Source organism: Phenylobacterium sp. T106 (assembly GCF_057219735.1).
Genome location: NZ_JBXVWA010000003.1, coordinates 251,560 through 268,113, shown reverse-complemented (window position 1 = coordinate 268,113; position 16,554 = coordinate 251,560). Strand labels below are relative to the sequence as shown.

Below are 16,554 nucleotides of genomic sequence, written 5' to 3'. Positions count from 1 at the left end.
GGCCCTCCGGGCCGCAGGCCCCGAGGGGGCCCAGTTGGGAGCGCGCAGATAGGGCCTTGCGCCCCGCCCGTCAATTGGATTGCGGGGGCGGGCGGCGCACGGCAGGGTCCGTCACGCCCGCGATGTCCGACACCCCCGCCGACGAGCCTGTCCCCTCCGCCCGCGCCCTGCTCAAGGAGCGCGACTATCTCGTATTCTGGGGCTCGCGCTGGACCGGCAGCTTCGCCGCCCAGATCCAGAGCGTGGCCATGGGCTGGCAGATGTACGCCATCGCCCGCGAGACCCGCTCGGTCGAGGAGAGCGCCTTCCTGGTGGGGATGATCGGGCTGGCGGCCTTCATCCCGGTCTTCGTCCTGACGCTGCCGGCCGGCGAGGCCGCCGACCGCTATGACCGCAAGAAGGTGCTGCTGATCTGCCTGACGGGCGAGATCGCGAGCGTGCTGGCGCTTGCGCTGGCCACCGTCAACGGCCTCGCCTCGCCCGCCCTGCTGCTGGTGATCGCCGCCCTGTTCGGGGCCGCCCGGGCGTTCTTCGCGCCGGCGAACACCGCGCTGGGCCCGATGCTGGTGCCGCGCAAGCTTCTGCCGCGGGCGATCGCCTGGAACTCGCTGGCCTGGCAGACGGCCTCGATCGCGGGCCCTGCGGCCGCGGGCCTGCTCGTCGCGCGCTCGGCGGAGACCGCCTACTTCACCACCTTCGCGCTCTACGGCCTGTCGGCGATGTTCGTGCTGTCCATCCGCGGCAACGCCAAGCCGGACGCCAACCCCGGCTCGCGGTGGCAGCTGATGAAGGAGGGGCTGGCCTATGTGTGGCGGCAGAAGATCGTCTTCGGCGCGATCTCGCTCGACCTGTTCGCCGTGCTGCTGGGCGGCGCGACGGCGCTGCTGCCGGTCTTCGCGCGCGACGTGCTGCACGTGGGGCCGGAAGGGTTCGGCATCCTGCGCGCCGGGCCCGCCATAGGCGCCACCATCGTCGCGCTCTACCTGGCGGCCAACCCCATCCGGCGGCACGCGGGCCCGATCATGTTCCTGGGCGTCGCCGTGTTCGGGGCGGCGACGGTCGTGTTCGGCCTCTCGAAGTCCCTCTGGCTCTCCGTCGTGGCGCTCGCAGTCCTCGGGGGGGCCGACATGCTGTCGGTCTTCGTGCGCCAGACCCTGGTCCAGCTCGTGACGCCGGACCACATGCGTGGCCGCGTCGCCTCGGTGTCGTCGGTGTTCATCGGCGCCTCGAACGAGCTCGGCGAGTTCGAGAGCGGCGTCGTGGCGCGTTTCCTGGGACCGGTCGGCGCGGCGGTGTTCGGAGGCGTGGGGGCCATGGCCGTCACCGCCCTGTGGGCTCGCCTCTTCCCCGACTTGCGCCGGGCCGACCGCCTCGAATAGAGGTCTCCCATTCATTCGGGAGGATTTTCGGTCATGGGCGCATTGGACGGACGCGTCGTCCTGGTCACGGGCGGCGGGAACGGCATCGGGCGCGATTGCGCGCTGATCGCGGCGCAGGAAGGCGCCATGGTCGTGGTCAACGACCTGGGCGGTGGCCTGAAGGGCGAGGACGAGGGCTCCGCGGGCCCCGCCGAGGCGGTCGCCGCCGAGATCCGCGCCGCCGGCGGCCAGGCGGTCTCGAACTCCGACAGCGTCACCGACCTCGACGCCTGCTACGGCATGCTCGAGCTGGCGAAGAAGGAATTCGGCGGCCTGCACGCGGTGATCAATCCCGCCGGCATCCTGCGCGACGTCATGTTCCACAAGATGACCGAGGCCGAGTGGGACGCCGTCATCGCCGTGCACATGCGCGGGTCGTTCAACGTGGCCCGCGCCACGATCGAGCACTTCCGCGATCAGAACGACGGCGCCTACATGTTCTTCACGTCCACGTCCGGCCTGTTCGGCAACATCGGCCAGGCGAACTACGGGGCGGCGAAGATGGGCATCGCGGGCCTGTCGCGGATCATCGCCATGGAAGGCGCGCGCAACAACGTGCGCTCCAACTGCCTGGCGCCCGTCGCCTGGACGCGCATGACCCAGTCGGTGCCCGTGAAGGACGAGGCCGCGGCGGCGCGCCGGGCCGTGATGGCCGAGAAGATCCGCCCCGACCAGCCGGCCCGCTTCTCGGTGGCCATGGTCGCCCCGGCGGCCGCGCACGTCAGCGGCCAGATCTTCGGCTCCTCGGGCGAGAACATCATCCTCTACAGCCAGCCGCGGCCGATCGAGACCTGCACCAAGGAAGAGGGCTGGACGGTGCAGTCGATCCTGGACGAGGCCGTGCCGCAGATGGCGCCCAAGTTCTTCGACCTGAACCGGGGCCCGCTGCCCGGCAACCAGAACCAGCAGCAGAAGCAGCCGGCCTGACGGCGCCTGCGCGCTGACGAACGAGCGGCGGCGGACACCGGTCCGCCGCCGTTTTCGCGTCCGGCGCCCGGCTTGCGACGGGTGGGAGCATGACGCTCGGCCTGTCCCAGATTGGCGCAATGCCCCGCCACGCGGCTCCGCCGCCGCGGATGGACGAGCTCGCCCTCTTCCGCATGGGCTCGCAGGACCGCATCCAGGCCGAGACGCAGATGCGGGTCGAGGCGGCCCGCCGCGACCTCGCCCTCGGCAACCAGGCGCGCGCCGAGGTGCGGGCCGTGGGCGCCTTCATCGACCTGCGCGTCTGAGCCGGGGTTTGGTGAGGCCGCGCGGGTCGGCTATCTAGCCTGCGCCATGAGCCACAACACCTTCGGCCACCTGTTCCGCGTGACCACCTGGGGCGAGAGCCACGGACCGGCCCTGGGCTGCGTGGTCGACGGCTGCCCGCCCGGCATCCCGCTGACTGAGGCCGACATCCAGCCCTGGCTGGACCGCCGGCGGCCCGGCCAGGGCAAGTTCGTGACCCAGCGGCAGGAGCCGGACGCGGTGCGCATCCTGTCGGGCGTCTTCGGCGACGATCGGACCCCGGGGCCCGTCACGACCGGCACGCCGATCTCCATGATCATCGAGAACGTGGACCAGCGCTCGCGCGACTACTCCGAGATCGCCCAGGCGTTCCGCCCGGGCCACGCCGACTACGCCTACTTCGCGAAGTACGGCGTGCGGGACTACCGGGGCGGGGGCCGGCAGTCGGCCCGCGAGACGGCGGCGCGCGTGGCCGCCGGCGCGGTCGCCCGCAAGATCCTGGAGGGGATCACGATCCGCGGCGCGGTGGTGCAGATCGGCCCGCACGCCGTCGACCCCGGGCGCATCGACTACGGCGTCACCGGCGACAACCCCTTCTGGGCGCCCGATCCCGACATCGTCCCCGTCTGGGAGGAGCATCTGGAGAAGATCCGGAAGGCGGGTTCCTCGACCGGGGCCGTGGTCGCGGTCGAGGCGGTTGGCGCGCCGGCCGGCTGGGGCGCGCCGCTCTACGGCAAGCTCGACGCGGAGCTCGCGGCGGCCCTGATGTCGATCAACGCCGCCAAGGGCGTGGAGATCGGGGCCGGGTTCGCCGCTGCGGCGCTGACGGGCGAGGAGAACGCGGACGAGATGCGCATGGGCAACGACGGCCCGCTGTTCCTCTCGAACCATGCCGGCGGCGTGCTGGGCGGCATTTCCACCGGCCAGGCGATCACCGCCCGCGTCGCGTTCAAGCCGACCTCGTCCATCCTCACGCCGCGCCGGACGCTGAACGAAGCCGGCGAGGAGATCGAGCTGCGGACCAAGGGCCGCCACGATCCCTGCGTCGGCCTGCGCGCGGTGCCGGTGGTCGAGGCCATGGTCGCCTGCGTGCTGGCGGACGCGTTCCTCCGGCACCGGGCTCAGACGGGCGGCGCGGCCCATCCCTTGGCAGCCCCCGGCGGTTGAACCGCCCCATGGCGACTACCAGGAGGGGTAAGTCGCTGATCCTGCATCTGAAAGCGGCTCGGATACCGCCGATATCATCGTTGACCGGTCGTATCCGGCTATCCTATTCCAGCGCACTGCTTCACGGTTGACGGCCTCGAAGCGCCAGTACCCCAGCCGGCAGGGAGCCGCGTGCGTTACGACCTCCTCAGAATCCTGCTGGTGGACGACAACCACTACATGCGCATTCTCCTGGCCGAGATTCTGCGCGCGCTGGGCATCACCCAGATCCGCGAGGCCAACGACGGCGCCGAAGGCCTGCAGATGATGCGGGACCACCCGATCGATCTCGTGATGACCGATCTTTCCATGCAGCCGCTGGACGGGATCGACTTCGTGCGGCTGCTGCGCAATTCGCCGGACAGCCCCAACCAGATGGCGCCGGTGATCATGATCACCGGGCACTCGACCCTGCAGCGGGTCAACGAGGCGCGCGACGCCGGCGTGAACGAGTTCCTGGCCAAGCCGCTCACCGCGCGCGGGGTGGTCGAGCGGCTGCACAACGCGATCGAGAAGCCCCGGCCCTTCGTGCGCACAGACGACTATTTCGGTCCCGACCGGCGGCGGCGCAGCGATCCGGACTACAAGGGCCCCCTGCGCCGGTCGGACGACGCCAAGCAGAAGACAGGCTAGAGCGCGAGCGCGCAGCTCTCGCCGATCGTGGGACGCGACACCACGATGCGCGACAGGCCCGGGAACTGAGGCCTCAGCCGCTGGGCGAAGTAGACGCAGAGGTGCTCGAGGGTCGGCCGTTCCAGGCCCGGCTTCTCGTTCAGCAAGCCGTGGTCGAGTTCGCCGGCGACGCCCTTGAGCGCAGCCTCGAGGTCGGCCAGGTCGGCCACCCAGCCCACCGGTTCCTGCGCGGGCCCGCTGACGGTGGCTTCCACGCGGAACGAGTGGCCGTGCAGATTGGTGTAGGGACGGTGCTTCGGCCCCTCGGCCAGGTAGTGGGCCGCATCGAAGGTCGCGGCCTTGGTGATCTCGAACGTGGGCTGGTTCATAGCGGATGGTCGCCGAGGCGGGTCGGGCCTCAGGCGATGCCGAGGTACTTGTGGGTTTGCACGCTTAAACGCCACCGAGGGTGGGCGAGGCAATAGTCTATGGCGGCGCGGGTGTTGGCTTCGCGCTCCGGGCCGTCCATCGGCTGCAGCAGGAACCGCTCGAAATCCAGGTGCTCGAAGCGTTCGGGCGAGGCCGTCGCCTGCGGAAAGACCAGCTTCAGCTCCTGGCCCGAGGTCTGCGCCAGCGGCGCATCGGCCTTCGGGCTCACGCAGATCCAGTCGATGCCCGGCGGCGCCGGCAGGGTCCCATTGGTCTCCAGCGCGATCGAGAATCCCCGCGCGTGCAGCGCGTCGATCAGGGCGGCGTCGACCTGCAGCAGGGGCTCGCCGCCGGTGAGCACCGTCAGCCGCGACTCGGGTCCGCCCGCCCAGGCCGCCTCGATGGCGGCCGCCAGGGCCGCGGCGTCGGCGAAACGTCCCCCGCCCGGCCCGTCCATCCCCACGAAGTCGGTGTCGCAGAAGGCGCACACGGCCGAAGCGCGATCGCGTTCCAGCCCGCTCCAGAGGTTGCATCCCGCAAACCGGCAGAACACCGCCGGCCGGCCCGCCTGACCGCCCTCGCCCTGGAGCGTCAGGAAGATCTCCTTCACGGCGTAGCTCATGACTCGAGCGCCGGACGTCCGTCGGCGACCCAGGCCTCGAAGCCGGCGCGACGGAGCTCGCACGCCGGGCAGGCGCCGCAGCCGAAGCCCCACGGGTGCAGCTCCCCGCGCTCCCCGAGGTAGCAGGTATGGCTCTCCTCGACGGTCAGGGCCACGAGCGGCTCCCCGCCAAGCCCCTTCGCCAGCGCCCAGGTTTCCGCCTTGGTGAGGCGCATCAGCGGCGTCTCGATCCCGAAGTCCTGCGCCATGCCCAGGTTCAACGCCTGCTCCAGGGCGTCGAGCGTATCGCGGCGGCAGTCGGGATAGCCGGAGTAGTCGGTTTCGCACATGCCGCCGACCAGCCGGCCAAGTCCGCGGCGGTCGGCGAGCGCGGCCGCGTAGGTCAGGAACACCAGGTTGCGGCCGGGCACGAAGGTGGAGGGCAACCCCTTCTCGGTGATCGCGATCTCGCGCTCCGTCGTCATCGCGGTGTCGGACAACGCCCCGAAGCTGCGGATGTCGATCATGTGGTCGTCGCCCAGGCGCGGCCCCCATGCGGGGAACTCGCGCGCCAGACGCTCGCGCACCGCCCGGCGCGCCTCCAGCTCGACCGCGTGCCGCTGCCCGTAGTCGAATCCCACCGTCTCGACGCGCGCGAACCGGCTCAGGGCCCACGCGAGGCACGCCGTGGAGTCCTGGCCGCCGGAGAAGAGCACGAGCGCGCCGTCGTTCATGGGCGCCATATGGCGCTTTCGGCCTTCGCAGGGAAGCGACGCTAAGGAAACTTGGGTGTCCGCGGCGCCACACCTCCGCAACGCAATCCCTTACCGGGCAAGGCGTCCGTTGACATAACACCGTCGCATCGCGAGCTTGGCCGCGCCGATTGGGGGGCGCGCCGCCACCCCGTCGGCGTCCGCTATGGCGGCGTATCGGCGATCACGGGCCGCTGACAAGAGCCTGGACGCCCTGGGAGAACAGGATGTCAGAATCTCGCGCTCTTCGGAGCTTGCTGGCTGTTGGCGTTTCCGCCGCGGCCCTCACTGCGTTTGCCGGTCCGGCCTGGTCGCAGACCGCCGGCTCGAACGTGATCGAGGAACTCGTCGTCACGGCGCAGAAGAAGGAGGAAGCCCTCCAGGACGTGCCGATCGCGGTTTCCGCGTTCGACCAGAACGCCCTCGAGAAGTCCAAGATCGACGGCGGCCCGAACCTCGTGCTCGCGGTGCCGAACGTGAACTTCTCCAAGGGGAACTTCACGGGCTACAACTTCCAGATCCGCGGCATCGGCTCGAAGCTGGTGGCGGGCTCGGGCGACGCCGGCACCGGCATTCACCTGAACAACGCCCCGCTGATCGCGAACAACCTGTTCGAGACCGAATTCTACGACGTCGAGCGCGTCGAAGTCCTGCGGGGCCCGCAGGGCACCCTCTACGGCCGTAACGCCACCGGCGGCGTGGTCAACCTGATCACCGCCAAGCCCACGGACGTCTTCGAAGGCAATGTCCGCGGCGAGTACGGCAACTACAACTCGATCAAGGTCCGCGGGATGATCAACATCCCCCTGGGCGAAATGTTCGCGGCGCGCCTGGCGGGCAACTACCTGAAGCGCGACGGCTTCGGCGAGAACCTGGTGACCGGCAACGACGCCGACGACCGCGACCTCTACGGGGTGCGGGCTTCGCTGTCGTTCAAGCCCAGCGACCGCTTCCGCGCCTGGGGCGTCTGGGACCACTTCGAGGAAGACGACAACCGCTCGCGCATCGGCAAGCAGTACTGCACGAAGGACGTGGGCCCGGCCAGCGTCGGCGGCCTGGGCTTCTCGGCGGTGCCGGTGATCGCGCAGATCCAGCGCGGCCTGTTCAGCCAGGGCTGCTCGCCCACCTCGCTCTATTCGGCCAACGCCCTCGGCACCGTGAACTCCCAGGCGACGCTGGGCGGCCTGTTCGGCGCGCTGGGCGGCTTCCAGACGGGTGACGCCTACGCCGGCAAGATCCAGACGCCGAACATCCGCGACATCGAGTCGACCTTCGATCCGATCTACAAGTCGAAGACCGACATCTATCAGTTCAACGCGCAGTTCGACGTCGCCGACAACCTGACCCTGAACTGGCTCACCAGCTACACGTTCTACAAGCTGTACACGCGGCAGGACTACAACCGCTACACGCCCAGCGTGCCGTTCAACACCACGCCGAACCCCGTGAACGCGTTCGCGGCGGTCCCGGGCTTCGCTTCGATCTATGCCGGCCTGTTCCCCGGCGGCGTCATCCGCGACCCGCAGAACGGTCCCTTCAACCGGTTCACCACCAGCGACATCTCGTCGGCCTACACGGAGAACTGGAGCCACGAGGTCCGGCTGCAGTCCGACTTCGACGGGCCGTTCAACTTCAACGTCGGCGTCTTCATGCTGCGCTATCAGGCGACCGGCGACTACTACGTGATGTTCAACACGGGCACCGGCTTCTACCAGTTGAACAACCTGCTCACGACCGGCAACGCCAACTGCGTCGGCGCCGCCCCCTGCGTGAGCATCGACCCGAACGTCGATCCGAACCGCTCGGGCCACAACTACTATGACAGCTACGGCCCGTACGACCTGACCAGCTACGCCGCGTTCGGCGAGTTCTACTGGCAGATGACCGACACGTTCAAATGGACGCTCGGCCTGCGCTACACGGTCGACAAGAAGGACGTCGAGAACCACGGCGTCGTCCTGGGCACGCCCGGCGTCGGCATCGGCGGGCCTGCGCCCGGTCAGCCGGCGAACCTGAAGGCGAAGTTCAAGGAGCCCACGGGCCGCTTCGGGTTCGACTGGAAGCCGGACCTCGACTTCACCAACGACACCCTGGTCTATGCCTTCTACTCGCGCGGCTACAAGGGCGGCGGCCTGAACCCGCCGTTCAGCCCCGGCATCGGCACCGTTCCGCAGTCGCCGACGTTCGAGCCCGAGTTCATCAACGCCTACGAGATCGGCACGAAGAACACGCTGCTCGACGGCACGATGCAGCTGAACCTCACGGGCTTCTACTACGACTACAAGGGCTATCAGGTTTCGAAGATCATCAACCGGACCTCGATCAACGAGAACATCGACGCCCGCAACATGGGCCTCGAACTCGAATCGATCTGGCAGCCGATCGATGGCCTCCGCCTGAACGTCGCCCTCGGCTACCTCGACACCAAGATCAAGAACGCGACCTCGATCGACACGTTCAACCGGACGCAGGGCAACCCCCTGCTGACGCTGATCAAGTCGGGCAGCGCCTCCAACTGCGTCGTCTCGACGGCGCATGCGGCCCAGGCGCTGGCGATCTCCAGCGGCCTCGTGCCCGGCATCGCCGCCAATCCGTTCAACCTGCTCGGCGTCTGCACCCCGACCACGGCGGCGGGCTTCGGGACGAACATCCTGGGCACCGGCGCGCTCGCGGCGGGCACCAACGTGTTCGGCGGCCTGCTCTCGGAAGGCGTTCCGGTCGATCTGTCGGGCAACGACCTGCCGAACGCGCCGAAGTGGACCATCTCGCTGGGGGCCCAGTACACCTGGACCTTCGGAGAGTGGGACGCGACGCTGCGTGGCGACTATTACCGCCAGACCAAGACGTTCGCCCGGATCTACAACTCCGACGCCGATCGGATCAAAGGCTGGGATAACGTCAACCTGACGCTCACGGTGGAGAACCGTGACCTGGGCGTCGAGGTCGGCGGCTTCATCAAGAACGCCACCAACGAGAAGGCGATCACCGACTTCTATCTGACGGACGACAGCTCCGGCCTGTTCCGGAACGTCTTCTACACCGAACCGCGCACCTACGGCGTCTCGGTCACCAAGCGCTGGTAAGACCCGGCGCAACTCCCAGGGAATGCCTTGTCGGGGGCGGCGGAGCGATCCGCCGCCCCTTCCTTGTGCGAGGGCAGGCGCAGCACGGGCTCCGTCAGTTTCTGCGGCCCGGCGCCCTTACTGTGTAAAGCGTCGATTGACAGGCGCTACTCCGGCGGGCGAGCTTCGTCATGTTGGACGGGGGGCGCGCCGCCACCTCTTCAGCATCCGCGATGGCGGCGCATGGGCGATCACGGGCCGTACAAGAGCCTGGACGCGCTGGGAGGAAATTGATGTCGGAAACTCACGCTCTTCGGAGCTTGCTGGCCGTTGGCGCATCCGCGGCGGCCCTCGTCGCGCTCGCAGGCCCCGCGTGGTCGCAGAGCGCCAGCTCGACCCTGATCGAGGAACTGGTGGTCACCGCCGAGAAGCGGGAACAGAGTCTGCAGGACGTTCCGGTCGCGATCTCGGCCTTCACGAGCGAACAGCGCGACATCGTCGGCATCAACACGGTTCAGGACCTGACGAACTTCACGCCGGGCTTCGTCTACCAGTCGTCGAACGACCGGGCGAGCATGCGCGGCATCGGACGCCTGACCAACGTGCACTCGGTGGACGGCGCGGTGTCGATCTACATCGACTCGCTGTTCACCACGTCGACGGTTCTGGCCGGCGGCCCGCCGCTGGATGTGGACCGTGTCGAAATCCTGCGCGGTCCGCAGGGCACGCTCTACGGCCGCAACGCCATCGGCGGCACCGTCAATGTCATCTCGCGCCGGCCGACCGAGGACTTCTACGCCGAGGTCCGGGCCATCGCCGAGAACTACAGCTTCACCAACCTGCAGGCGGCGGTCTCGGGCCCGATCAACGACAAGCTGCGGTTTCGCTTCTCGGGCTACAAGCTGGACCAGCGCAAGGGTTACTTCACGAACATCGCCGGCGGCCCGTCCGAAGGCAGCAAGCGCGACGAGTACCAGGCGCAGTTCCAGATCGAGGCCGACCTCGGCGAGAACGCCGACCTCTGGGTGTCGTACAAGACTCTCGTCTGGCACAACCGCGGCGGCCCCGGCGCGCGCTCGGGCTATCTCGGGGATCGCTACGAGACGGGACGCACCGATCCCAACTTCTCGATCGTCTACAACTCGGCCCACGCCTTTACGCCCGAGACCGGCCTGAACGGCATCGTGCCGGGCAGCCTGCGCACCGTCGGAACGGGCATCAACACGAACCCGGCGCTCGACGACTCCCGCGACTTCCAGACGAACATCCCGCAGCGGGTGCGCCTGCGCGACGTCAACTCGCTGACGACCAACTTCGTCTACCACCTGCCGACCGTCGACATCCGCTATGTGGGCGGCATCCAGGAGTACAAGTACGACCTCTACGGCGACACCGACGCCACCAACGTCCTGTCGTACCAGATTCCGCTGGCCCCCGGTTCGGTCTGCGGCAATGTCGCCGCCCTGTTCGCGGCCGGACGGTCGACGGTGAACTGCTCGCCGCTCACCGTGAACGCCAACAATGGCTATCACTACTTCGAGTACCCGACCTGGTTCAGCCACGAGATCAACATCTCGTCGACACATGACGGGCCGGTGCAGTGGATCGTCGGCGCGTTCTACTACAACGAGGAATACACCGGGACTGGCAGCACGGCCGACTTCTTCCTGGTCGGCCCCTCTTCGCTGCAGACCCCGGTGCTCGGCGCCGCCCCGAACCCTCAGAATTTCTGGTCGACTGGCAACTACTCGCTGACGACCCGAAGCAAGGCGGTGTTCGGCCAGGTGGACTGGCAAGCGACCGAGACGCTGAAGATCACCGGCGGGCTGCGCTACACCAAGGACAAGAAGTTCGGCACCGAGTTCCGGCGGATCGTCTGCAACTCGGACGCCTGCTACCCGGGCCTCTATGCGGCTCTCGGCCTCGGGTCCCTGGGTCCGGGGACCGCGGCCAACTACGGCAGCCTGCTGGGCAACCTGAGCGCCTTGCCGGCGGTCGGCCAGGCCTTCGGCCTCGGCAATGCGCTGGCGCCGCTCGGCGCTCTCGGCAACGGCGCCTTCGATCTCACCGACACGCTTGCGCCCAAGAGCACGGCGGGACTGATCGAGGGCGTAAAGACGCCGTCGGTCTGCGTCTCCGGCGTCTGCCGCCAGTACGTCATCGGCCCCAACGGCGTCGCCAGCCGCGACCTCAGCGACACCTCGTCGGCGGTCACCGGCACGGCGGGCATCCAGTGGGATCCGGATCCGGACACCATGGCCTATGCCCGCTACAGCCGAGGCTACAAGGCGTTCGGCTTCTCCGCGGGCGGCTTCTTGGCCGTGCCCAAGGCCGACAAGGAGACGGTCAACTCCTACGAAATCGGCCTCAAGAAGAACTTCGGCCGCGCGCTGCAGGTGAACGTCGCGGCCTTCTACCTCGACTACCGCGACCTGCAGGCTCCGGTCGCCGTGCGCGTCGGGGCGACCAACGTCACCCAGTTCGTGAACATCGCGAAGTCCGAGTCCTACGGGGTCGAACTGAGCACGATCTGGCAACCCACCGAGGCGCTGCGCCTGAGCCTGGACTACGGCTACAACCCGACCAACATCAAGAAGAGCAGCCTGCTCGTCGATGTGAACGACAACGTGAACACCGGCGCGGTCAGCGTGGTGGGCAACGCCCTGCCGCAGGCCCCTGAGCACAAGCTGGCCCTGAACGGCCTCTACACGTTCAACATGGACGCCGGGAAGCTGACGTTCGGCGCGACCTACCTCTACCGCTCCAAGTCGTACGCCAACGTGTTCGAGCGCCAGTACAACGCCGCGCCGTCCTGGGATCAGGTGGACCTGCGCGCCATCTGGCAGCCCGAGGACGACAAGTACACCGTCATTGCCTACGTGAAGAACGCGTTCGACACCGAGGGCTACGCGGCGGCGGTCGCGGCCTCCCAGAGGAACAACAATCCGCTGGTGCCCTCCGACCAGTTCCGTAACGGCGCTCGCAACTACGAGCTGACCCCGCCGCGGCTCTACGGCATCGAGCTTCAGTACCGCTTCTGACCACAGCGGCTTTTGACGCCATACCGGGGCGGCGGAGCGATCCGCCGCCCCGTTTTCATGCCCAGGTGGACACCGGCTCTCCGATTTTGAGGATGTGGTATGGGGCGACTGGGATTTCTGCGTTCGCCGAACCCTTATGCGGCAAAGGATCGCGGAGCTGCGTCCGGAATTGTACTCGCAATTCGAAAATGCGGTCTTTCGGCCACAGTGCGTCCGAAAGTCATGCTGCAGCCACGGCATTCCATTTGACGGCTTGACCGCGGCGCCCTGAGGGTCCGCGCCCCGGTGCGCCTCCCCGCGCCCGTTCCGACAATCAGCAGAAACACGGGGCTCGGCGCGTGAGCAGCGCGGACCCCGGGAGGACCTTCATGTCTCGCAAAACCACGCCGGCTCGCGCGGCCCTGACCGCCAGCGCCTCGTTCCTGGCCCTATCGGCCATCGCCCTCCCCGCCCTGGCGCAGACTGCCGACGATGGCGGCGCGGTCGTCGAGGAACTCGTCGTCACCGCCGAGAAGCGTGAGCAGTCGCTGCAGGACGTCCCGGTGGCGGTGTCCGCCTTCACGTCGGAGAGCCGTGACGTTCGCGGGATCACCGGCATCCAGGACTTCGTGAACTTCACGCCCGGCATGAACTATTCCGGCACGGACCGCGTCAGCCTGCGGGGCGCCGGCCGCAACACCTTCTACATCGGCAACGACCCGGGCGTGGCGTCGTACTCGGACGGCTTCTACTCGGCCTCGTCGTCCGAGCTGTTCAAGACGCCGCTCTTCATCGAGCGCACCGAAATCCTCCGTGGGCCCCAGGGCACGCTCTACGGGCGCAACGCCATCGGCGGCGCGATCAACCAGGTTTCCAAGCGGCCCGCGAAAGAGTTCGGCGGCGAGATCCGCGCCAGCTACGGCAACTACGACCGCACGCGCATCGAGGCCGTCGTCTCGCTGCCGGTGGCGGAAAACCTGCGCTTCAAGGTCGGCGGCAGCCAGGACCACCAGCGCGACGGCTACATCAAGAACATCGGCCCCGCGAACGAGGGCGCGACCATCAAGCGCACCTACTTCGAGTTCATGATGGAGGCCGAGCCCACCGAGCGGCTGTCCATCTTCGCCCGCTACAACCGCTCGTCCTGGGACGACACCCTGGGCGTTGGCGACCGCCTGAACAACCTGGTCACGCCCTACGACACCACGCGCGCGTTCGGCCTGATCGGCGCCCTGCAGCCGAACCCGCAGTTCGGCTACGCGACGCCGAATCCCGGCGTCACCGACCCCTACGTGATGAACACCAACACCGACGGCTACGGCCAGCTGCGCGGCAACCACCTGCTCACCACGACGGTGACCTATGACCTCGGCTTCGCGGAGCTGAAGTACATCGGCGGCTTCCAGCAGTACAACTTCCAGACCGGCGGCGACTACGACGGGACGAGCCGGACGGGTCCCATCGCCATCCCGGGCATGGCGGTCCCCTACTTCCCGACCCAGACCACCGACTTCAATGAAAAGAAGCGCTACTACTCGAACGAGGTGAACCTCACCTCGACGGGCGACGGGCCCCTGCGCTGGATCCTCGGTCTCTACCAGTACGAGGAGGAGTACCGTCAGCGCATCCAGCTCGCCAACCCCAACCAGGTCCAGCTGGCTACGCCGCTGACCCTGGCGGGCACGCCGGCGGCCGCGAACCCGCTGCGCAACTTCTTCGACGCCCAGGCCACGCTGAACTCCAAGGCCTACGCGGTGTTCGGCCAGGCCACCTACGAGTTCAGCGACCAGTTCGCCCTGACGGCCGGCCTCCGCTACACCAAGGACAAGAAGTCGGGCACCGAGTTCCAGCGCCTCATCATCCTGTCGCCGGCGATCGCCTTCGGCGCTGCGGCCTTCGACGTGTCGACCGACGCGGATCCCGCCACACCGGGCGTGCAGAACTTCCGCGCGCTGAAGGACAGCTGGGACGCCGTCACCGGGACGCTGAACCTCGACTGGACCCCCGATGCCGACACGCTCGTCTACGGCAAGTACAGCCGCGGCTATAAGTCGGGCGGCTTCCTGCTGGGCACGCTGGCCCCGCAGCCGCAGGCCGACCAGGAGCAGGTGGACGCCTTCGAGCTCGGCCTGAAGAAGACCATCGGCCGCCGGCTCCAGGTGAACGCCGCCGCCTTCTACAACGACTACAAGGACCTGCAGCTGAACCTGTCGCAGCTGAACCCGGCCGGCACGGCGGCGTCCAATAACTTCGTCAACGTCGACGCCGAGGCCTACGGCCTGGAACTCGAGGCGGTGTGGCGTCCGATCGGGGCGCTCGACCTCTCGGCCAGCTATGGCTACCTGCACACCGAGATCACCCGGGGCTGCTGCTTCTACGATCCCGCCGACCCGGGCGCGCTTGACCCCAACGCCACCCCCGCGGGCGGCTCGGTGATCTCGAACGGCACGCGGCTGGTGTTCCAGACGCTGAAGGGCTCGCGCATCTACCAGTCGCCGAAGCACAAGTTCGCGGGCAATGCGAACTACACCTTCGACTTCGCGCCTGGCTCGCTGATCCTGTCGGCCACCTACACCTGGACCGACGAGACCTACTACCAGCCGTTCAAGAGCGCGGCGAACAAGGTGAAGGCCTACGACACCACGGACTTCCGGGTGCTGTGGAACGACGCCGACGACCGCTTCACGATCATCGGCTTCGTGAAGAACGCCTTCGATCAGAACGGCTTCACGTCCAACGGATCGACGACTCCGACGGCGATCTTCGACGTCCCGGGCTCGGGCGTCGCGCCGAACATCACGCAGACGCGGACCGCCATCACGCGGGGCCTGATCCAGCCGCGCACCTACGGGGCCGAGCTGCAGGTGCGTTTCTAAACCTCTGATCTGACGCGACCTTCTCTCCCGCTCGCGTCGACCTTGGGGCGGCGGACCTTCACGGTCCGCCGCCCTTGTTCTTTCTGGCGCGGCCGCCCCTGGAGCCCCAGGCGCCTGCCGGCCAGCGCAATGCACGCACCCGCTGCCCGGATTTAACCTATGGGCAAGCGCTATCACTCAGAATGAGTATTCAGTTTCGTCGCGCCGGCGGGTCATGTCGCTTCCCGACTTCTTCTTCGATCGCGTCACCGCCGACATCCGTCAGCAGATGGACGGCGTGATCGCCCTGACCGAGCAGCTGGCCCGCCAGCGGCTGACGGCGGATGGCGAAGCGTGCCTGGCAAGCGTGGCCGAGGCGGCGGCGGGCGTCAGCCGCATGCTGGACGCTGCGCGCGACCTGCGAAGGACCACCTCCAAGGACGTGCAGTTGGACCTCGAGCCGATCCGGCTCCGAGAGGTGATGGACGAGATCCATGACCGCTGGCAGCCGCGGGCGGCGGCGGCCGGGGTGACGCTGCTGGTGTCGTATGACGGCGAGCCCGAAACGGCGGCCATGGCCGACCGCAAGCGCCTGTTGCAGATCTTCGACGGCTTCATCGGCGAAGCCGTCGGCGCCCAGGCGCGCGGCGCCGTGGAAGCCAGCCTGCAGGCGCGCTCCGGCCCGGATGGCGTGACCCTCCTGGGTCGGGTTCGCGGCCCTCGGGACGGCGGCTGGGACGAGCAGGACGTGGAGGCCCGGATCCGCAGCATCGAGGGTCGGCTGGGGCTGGAGGCGGCGATCGGGGCGATGCTCTCGCGCCGCCTGCTCGCCGGCATGGAAGGCCAGCTGCGGCGGGAAGCCAACGCCGGCGCCTCCGACACGGCCGCCTTCGAGATCCGGCTCGCGCCGGTCGTGGAAGCGGCGGGCGAGGCTCCTGCCGAGGATGCAGGCCGTCCGGCCCACATCCTCGTGGTGGACGACAACGCGACCAACCGCATGGTGGCGCAGTCCCTCGTCGAGATGTTCGACTGCACGAGCGAGGCGGCCGAGGACGGCGAGGAGGCCGTCGAGGCGGCGCGCTCAGGCCGCTTCGATCTGATCCTCATGGACATCAAGATGCCGCGCATGGACGGCGTCGCCGCCACCCGCGCGATCCGCGCGCTTCCCGGTCCCGTCGCCCAGACGCCGATCATCGCCCTGACCGCGAACGCCGACCCCGAGGACGCGGAGAGCTATCTCGCGGCCGGCATGAACGGCGTCGTCGAGAAGCCGATGAAGCCCGAGCACCTGCTCCAGGCTCTACAGGATGCGCTGGCGCCCGGCGCCGCGGCCGCGGCGGCCTAAAGCCCCGTTACAACTGCAACTTTC

General features: G+C 68.3%; 12 protein-coding genes. 9 read left to right on the top strand and 3 right to left on the bottom strand.

Going from position 1 to position 16,554, the window contains the following annotated elements; genetic code table 11:
- Window positions 1-122: 122 nt before the first annotated feature.
- From AC2D8W_RS08925 to AC2D8W_RS08905, 5 genes are all read left to right on the top strand, one after another.
- Complete coding sequence (locus AC2D8W_RS08925; RefSeq protein ID WP_484671253.1) at window positions 123-1,379, top strand: MFS transporter; 1,257 nt, start codon at window positions 123-125, stop codon at window positions 1,377-1,379.
- A gap of 33 nt (window positions 1,380-1,412) precedes the next feature.
- On the top strand, window positions 1,413-2,345 hold the full coding sequence (locus tag AC2D8W_RS08920) for an SDR family NAD(P)-dependent oxidoreductase (protein ID WP_293484075.1): 933 nt from the start codon (window positions 1,413-1,415) through the stop codon (window positions 2,343-2,345).
- A 119-nt stretch (window positions 2,346-2,464) separates the two neighbouring features.
- The gene (locus AC2D8W_RS08915) at window positions 2,465-2,650 is read left to right on the top strand and encodes a hypothetical protein (RefSeq protein WP_484671252.1); all 186 of its coding nucleotides are present in this window, start codon (window positions 2,465-2,467) and stop codon (window positions 2,648-2,650) included.
- Window positions 2,651-2,696: 46 nt separating this feature from the next.
- Entirely contained in the window at window positions 2,697-3,815 is a 1,119-nt protein-coding gene (gene aroC / locus AC2D8W_RS08910) for a chorismate synthase (RefSeq protein ID WP_484671251.1), read from the top strand.
- Between the two features lie 171 nt (window positions 3,816-3,986).
- Window positions 3,987-4,487 (top strand): response regulator, encoded by a 501-nt coding sequence (locus AC2D8W_RS08905; RefSeq protein WP_484671250.1) that lies wholly within the window; start codon window positions 3,987-3,989, stop codon window positions 4,485-4,487.
- Here AC2D8W_RS08905 and AC2D8W_RS08900 read toward each other — a convergent pair.
- Genes AC2D8W_RS08900 through queC form a run of 3 tightly spaced genes read right to left on the bottom strand, consistent with a single transcriptional unit; the run spans window position 4,484 to window position 6,239 of the window.
- On the bottom strand, window positions 4,484-4,855 hold the full coding sequence (locus AC2D8W_RS08900; protein ID WP_293484067.1) for a 6-pyruvoyl trahydropterin synthase family protein: 372 nt from the start codon (window positions 4,853-4,855) through the stop codon (window positions 4,484-4,486). The two genes, AC2D8W_RS08905 and AC2D8W_RS08900, sit on opposite strands and share 4 nt — an antisense overlap.
- A gap of 29 nt (window positions 4,856-4,884) precedes the next feature.
- On the bottom strand, window positions 4,885-5,517 hold the full coding sequence (queE, locus tag AC2D8W_RS08895) for a 7-carboxy-7-deazaguanine synthase (RefSeq protein ID WP_484671249.1): 633 nt from the start codon (window positions 5,515-5,517) through the stop codon (window positions 4,885-4,887).
- Entirely contained in the window at window positions 5,514-6,239 is a 726-nt protein-coding gene (gene queC, locus AC2D8W_RS08890; protein ID WP_484671248.1) for a 7-cyano-7-deazaguanine synthase QueC, read from the bottom strand. Before queC ends, queE begins: the two co-directional genes overlap by 4 nt.
- A gap of 263 nt (window positions 6,240-6,502) precedes the next feature.
- On the opposite strand from queC, the gene AC2D8W_RS08885 reads away from it, so the two are divergent.
- The 4 genes from AC2D8W_RS08885 to AC2D8W_RS08870 all read left to right on the top strand — a co-directional run bounded on the left by AC2D8W_RS08885 (window position 6,503) and on the right by AC2D8W_RS08870 (window position 16,530).
- Window positions 6,503-9,331 (top strand): TonB-dependent receptor, encoded by a 2,829-nt coding sequence (locus AC2D8W_RS08885; protein ID WP_484671247.1) that lies wholly within the window; start codon window positions 6,503-6,505, stop codon window positions 9,329-9,331.
- Between the two features lie 299 nt (window positions 9,332-9,630).
- Entirely contained in the window at window positions 9,631-12,351 is a 2,721-nt protein-coding gene (locus AC2D8W_RS08880; RefSeq protein WP_484671246.1) for a TonB-dependent receptor, read from the top strand.
- A 368-nt stretch (window positions 12,352-12,719) separates the two neighbouring features.
- Window positions 12,720-15,206: a TonB-dependent receptor gene (locus AC2D8W_RS08875; protein ID WP_484671245.1), complete on the top strand. Its 2,487-nt coding sequence runs from the start codon at window positions 12,720-12,722 to the stop codon at window positions 15,204-15,206.
- Between the two features lie 214 nt (window positions 15,207-15,420).
- A complete protein-coding gene (locus tag AC2D8W_RS08870) occupies window positions 15,421-16,530 on the top strand; it encodes a hybrid sensor histidine kinase/response regulator (RefSeq protein WP_484671244.1) in 1,110 nt (369 codons plus the stop codon).
- Window positions 16,531-16,554: the final 24 nt, after the last annotated feature.

Coding starts and splice junctions, on each gene's coding strand:
- AC2D8W_RS08925 (WP_484671253.1), top strand. CDS start 123: ATGTCCGACACCCCCGCCGACGAGCCTGTCCCCTCCGCCCGCGCCCTG.
- AC2D8W_RS08920 (WP_293484075.1), top strand. CDS start 1,413: ATGGGCGCATTGGACGGACGCGTCGTCCTGGTCACGGGCGGCGGGAAC.
- AC2D8W_RS08915 (WP_484671252.1), top strand. CDS start 2,465: ATGCCCCGCCACGCGGCTCCGCCGCCGCGGATGGACGAGCTCGCCCTC.
- aroC (WP_484671251.1), top strand. CDS start 2,697: ATGAGCCACAACACCTTCGGCCACCTGTTCCGCGTGACCACCTGGGGC.
- AC2D8W_RS08900 (WP_293484067.1), bottom strand. CDS start 4,855: ATGAACCAGCCCACGTTCGAGATCACCAAGGCCGCGACCTTCGATGCG.
- queE (WP_484671249.1), bottom strand. CDS start 5,517: ATGAGCTACGCCGTGAAGGAGATCTTCCTGACGCTCCAGGGCGAGGGC.
- queC (WP_484671248.1), bottom strand. CDS start 6,239: ATGGCGCCCATGAACGACGGCGCGCTCGTGCTCTTCTCCGGCGGCCAG.
- AC2D8W_RS08875 (WP_484671245.1), top strand. CDS start 12,720: ATGTCTCGCAAAACCACGCCGGCTCGCGCGGCCCTGACCGCCAGCGCC.
- AC2D8W_RS08870 (WP_484671244.1), top strand. CDS start 15,421: ATGTCGCTTCCCGACTTCTTCTTCGATCGCGTCACCGCCGACATCCGT.